The organism is Actinoplanes sp. NPDC048791 (assembly GCF_040650095.1).
In the GTDB taxonomy this organism is placed as follows: domain Bacteria; phylum Actinomycetota; class Actinomycetes; order Mycobacteriales; family Micromonosporaceae; genus Actinoplanes.
The window spans coordinates 1-4,228 of record NZ_JBEZGQ010000760.1 but is presented as its reverse complement, the minus strand read 5'-3'; the positions used below and the strand labels follow the sequence as shown (position 1 = coordinate 4,228).

5 protein-coding genes are annotated in these 4,228 nt (G+C 71.3%); 3 read left to right on the top strand and 2 right to left on the bottom strand.

Features of this window, described 5'->3' with window-relative positions:
* A partial coding sequence (locus AB0C29_RS36380) for a metallopeptidase family protein (RefSeq protein WP_360830234.1) occupies window positions 1-411 on the top strand: 411 nt, incomplete at its 5' end.
* A gap of 32 nt (window positions 412-443) precedes the next feature.
* Here the strand turns inward: AB0C29_RS36380 and AB0C29_RS36375 are convergent.
* Window positions 444-701 carry a WhiB family transcriptional regulator gene (locus tag AB0C29_RS36375; protein WP_015619224.1) on the bottom strand — a complete coding sequence of 86 codons (258 nt, stop codon included), beginning with the start codon at window positions 699-701 and terminating at the stop codon, window positions 444-446.
* A 313-nt stretch (window positions 702-1,014) separates the two neighbouring features.
* The gene (locus AB0C29_RS36370; protein ID WP_360830231.1) at window positions 1,015-3,528 is read right to left on the bottom strand and encodes a bifunctional FO biosynthesis protein CofGH; all 2,514 of its coding nucleotides are present in this window, start codon (window positions 3,526-3,528) and stop codon (window positions 1,015-1,017) included.
* 51 nt (window positions 3,529-3,579) lie between these two features.
* Here AB0C29_RS36370 and AB0C29_RS36365 point away from each other — a divergent pair, with 51 nt between their 5' ends.
* Both AB0C29_RS36365 and AB0C29_RS36360 read left to right on the top strand, forming a co-directional pair.
* Window positions 3,580-3,759, top strand: a complete 180-nt coding sequence (locus AB0C29_RS36365) for a hypothetical protein (RefSeq protein ID WP_360830228.1) — start codon at window positions 3,580-3,582, stop codon at window positions 3,757-3,759.
* 45 nt (window positions 3,760-3,804) lie between these two features.
* Window positions 3,805-4,228: hypothetical protein (locus tag AB0C29_RS36360; RefSeq protein ID WP_360830225.1), on the top strand; the 424-nt coding region annotated here is incomplete at its 3' end.

Genomic DNA, 4,228 nt, shown 5'->3' with positions numbered 1-4,228 from the left:
CCCACCCGCCGCGATCGTCACGGGCGTGGCCTGCGCGGCCGGCTCGTGCCGGCGACCGTGCCGCTCGCCCGGACCAAGGCCGAGATCTTCGACGACCTCGTCCTGGACACGGTCGAGGGCCTCGAACGGCGTTACGCCAAGGAGCTCGCCGGCGTCGAGTTCGCCGTCGAGGACGTGCCCCCGGAGCTGAACGTCTACGACTCCGACGTGCTCGAGGACGGCGAGGTCCCCCTGGCCCGCCTGCTGCCGGGCCGGCCCGGACGCCAGGAGCTGCCGCCGCGGATCGTGCTCTACCGGCGGCCGCTGGAATTCCGGGCGATGGACCGCGAGGACCTCGCCGACCTCGTGCATGACGTGATCATCGAGCAGGTCGCCAACCTGCTGGGTGTGGATCCCGACGAACTTTCCTGAGACGGCCCCCCGGCGTCTGCAGGAAGGTCGCGTCAGGCCACGCGCCGCTTGAGCTTGCGACGTTCGCGCTCGCTGAGCCCGCCCCAGATACCGAAACGCTCATCGTGACCGAGCGCGTACTCCAAGCATTCTGCCTTGACGTCGCACCGGCCGCAGATCCGCTTCGCCTCGCGCGTCGAACCGCCCTTCTCCGGGAAGAAAGCCTCTGGATCGGTCTGCGAGCACAGGGCCCGCTCCTGCCACTCGGGCGCGTCCCCGAGCAGGTCCACCCCTTCAACCTGCGCTTCCATCGGCGTGCCTCCTTTTCCGCGCCGGCAGCGATGCCTGCGCTGACCCCCCACGCACGCGGCGTGTTTCTTGCGGGAAATACGCGGTTCGCGACGCGCCTTTCCCACAACCCCACCGAAATTACACGCGTGTAAGACGTGCGTCGTCAAGCCGAACCTGATAAATAGGCCCGTTTCCCCGAGGCGCCATGGCGGCCTCGCGGTCCCGTTCCAGCCCTATCTGTCCGGGCCACCGGAAGGTAACGCGAGGTCGGCGCGTCGAGTCCAAATTACCCCATTTTGTGACCTGTTGACTAGGGGTGTCCGGGAGGGTGATCTAGCGGCGGCCGTAGACCGTCGTGCGCTCGGCCGATGGACGGCCGGCGGCGGCTGCCAGCTCTTTCAACTGCGCGACCGTACGGGCCGAGCCGTGCTCCGACCCGGCCATGCGGGAGATCGTCTCCTCCATCAGAGTGCCGCCGAGGTCGTTGCAGCCGCCGTTCAGCATCGCGATCGTGCCCTCGTCACCGAGCTTCACCCAGGAGCACTGGATGTTGCCGATCCGGCCGTGCAGCAGGATCCGGGCCATCGCGTGGACCACCCGGTTTTCCCGCCAGGTCGGGCCGGGGCGGGCGATGCCGGCCAGGTAGATCGGGGCGTTGGTGTGGATGAACGGCAGGCCCACGAACTCGGTGAAACCGCCGGTCACGTCCTGGATGCCGGCCAGCACCCGGAAGTGGCCCAGCCACTGGCGGGGGTGGTCGACGTGGCCGTACATCATCGTCGAGCTGGACCGGATGCCCACCTGGTGCGCGGTGGTCACCACGTCGATCCAGGCCGAGGCGGGCAGCTTGCCCTTGGTCAGCACCCAGCGCACGTCGTCGTCGAGGATCTCGGCGGCGGTGCCCGGGATCGTGTCGAGCCCGGCCTCGTGCAGCTCGGTCAGCCACTCCCGCACCGACACCCCGGCCTTGGCCGCGCCGGTGACGATCTCCATCGGGGAGAACGCGTGCACGTGCATCCCGGGCACCCGGCGCTTCACGGCCCGCACCAGGTCGGCGTACGCGGTGATCGGCATCTTGGGGTCGATGCCGCCCTGCATGCAGACCTCGGTGGCACCGTCCCGCCAGGCTTCTTCGGCCCGGTCGGCGACCTGCTCCACGGACAGCCGGTAGGCGTCGGCGTCCTGCTCGCGCTGCGCGAACGCGCAGAACCGGCAGCCGACGTAACACACGTTGGAGAAGTTGATGTTGCGGTTGACCACGTACGTGACGTCCTCGCCGTTGACGTCCTTGCGCAGGTCGTCGGCGAGGCGGGCCAGCTCGTCCAGGGCGGAACCGTCCGCGTTGAACAGCGCCATGGCCTTGACCTCGTGCGCCGGATCCAGCAGGGCGGCCGGATCCTCGGCGGCGAGCTTGAGGCCGGCCAGCACGTCGGACTCGATGCGCGGCACGACCTTGCCGGCACCGGCGGCGACGGCCTCGGCGGAGATGTGCGCGGCCACCTCGTCCCAGTCGCCGTACACGCTGTCGAAGTCGCCGCGGCGGTCACCGGTGCGGCCCTCGGTGTCGATCGTGGCGAAGAGGTCGGTGCGGCCGCTCGCGTACGCGTCGTCCGGCTCCTGCCAGGGCAGCCCGGCCGGCATGGCCTCCTCGCGGGCCAGCCCGGTGGCCGGGTCGGCCAGCGCGGCCACGTGCGCGGCCAGGCGCGGGTCGAGCCAGCTCTCGCCGCGGCGGACGTACTCGGGGTAGATGGTGAGCCGCTCCCGCAGCTCGAAGCCGGCCGCGCGGGACTGCTCGCGCAACGCCTCGATCTGCGGCCACGGGCGCTCGGGATTGACGTGGTCGGGCGTCACCGGGGAGACACCACCCCAGTCGTCGATGCCCGCCCGCAGCAGCAGGGCGTATTCGCCGGCGATGAGATTGGGCGGGGCCTGGAGGCGGGCGCGGGGACCCATGATGATCCGGGCGACCGCCACCGTCGCGGCGAGCTCCCGCAACTCCGCGTCGGGCATGCCACGCATCGCCGTGTCCGGCTTGGCGCGGAAATTCTGGATGATGACTTCCTGGATGTGGCCGTACTCGCGGGCACTGCGGCGCATCGCGAAGACGGCGTCGATCCGCTCGGCCGGCGTCTCGCCGATGCCGATCAGGATGCCGGTGGTGAACGGGACCCCGACCCGGCCGGCGTCGTCGAGCACCCGCAGCCGGACGGCGGGCTCCTTGTCGGGCGAGCCGAAGTGCGGGCCGCCGGGCTCGGACCAGAGCCGGGTGGCGGTCGTCTCCAGCATCATGCCCATGCTCGGCGCGACCGGCTTGAGCCGCTGCAGGTCGGCCCAGCTCATGACGCCCGGATTGAGATGGGGCAGCAGCCCGGTCTCCTCGAGCACGGCGATCGCGCAGGCCCGCACGTAGTCCAGGGTCGAGTCGTAGCCGCGCTCGTCGAGCCACTGCCGGGCCGCCGGCCACCGCTCCTCGGGCCGGTCGCCGAGCGTGAAGAGGGCCTCCTTGCAGCCCTGCGCGGCGCCCTCCCGGGCGATCGCGAGCACCTCGTCGCGCTCCAGGAACGCCGCCGGCAGCCGGTGCGGCACCGTCGCGAAGGTGCAGTAATGGCAGCGGTCGCGGCACAGCCGGGTCAGCGGGATGAAAACCTTCTTCGAGTACGTGACCACGCCGGGGCGGCCCGCCTCCCGCAACCCGGCGTCACGCACCCCGCCGGCCACCGCGAGCAACTCGTCGAACAGCGGCCCGTCGGCGGCAAGCAGAGCCGTCGCCTCACCGGCATCGATCGCCTTACCATCGGTCGCCCGCTTGAGCGCACGACGGATGCTGGCCTCAGTCACGTCTGCCACCTGTGCAGCCTAGGCCGGATCGAGAGCAACTGCGGCCGGGGCGACCTGCCGGTGGCAGTGGTCTGGAACACGCCTGGCGGCCGATGCCTCTGCTCCCCCGGTCCGGTCTGCCTCTGCTCACGCCGGCTCGGCGGCGGCCGGGAGGGTGTCGTCCTGGTGCTGTGCGCGAACCGCGGCCTGCAACAGGGCGGCGTCAACGGCTACCTGGCGTTGCGCTGCCCGCAGGGCTGACTCGCGGATCAGTTGGGCCTCGCGGTCGCGTTTGCGGAGGGCACCTTGACGCTGGGCTGCTTCGTCGGCGTCGAGTCGTCGGGCTGCTTGGGCCGCGGTCAGGCGGGCGGCGGCCTCGGCGGCGGCGAAACGTTGGGCTGCCAGCGCTGCGCTCTGGCGGGCGGCGGCTTCGGCTTCGTTCAGGCGCTGGGCTGCGAGTGTCTTTGTTTCGCGGGCGGCGGCTTCCGCGCGATCCAGGCGCTGGGCTGCGAGTGTCTTTGTTTCGCGGGCGGCGACTTCCGCGCGATCCAGGCGCTGCGCTGCGTGGACCACGGCTTCGCGGGCGGTGGCCTCGGCGCGGTCCAGGCGCCGGCTGGCGAGAACGGCGGCTTCGCGGGCGGCGGCCTCTGCACCCCGACGCGACCGAGCCCAACCGGGGCCAGTTCGACTTCCGGGCCGGTGACGCCATCTACAACTGGGCCATCCAGCA

What these genes read in the sequence shown, in the direction of transcription:
- AB0C29_RS36375 (WP_015619224.1), bottom strand. Translation starts at nt 701, where the DNA reads ATGGAAGCGCAGGTTGAAGGGGTGGACCTGCTCGGGGACGCGCCCGAG.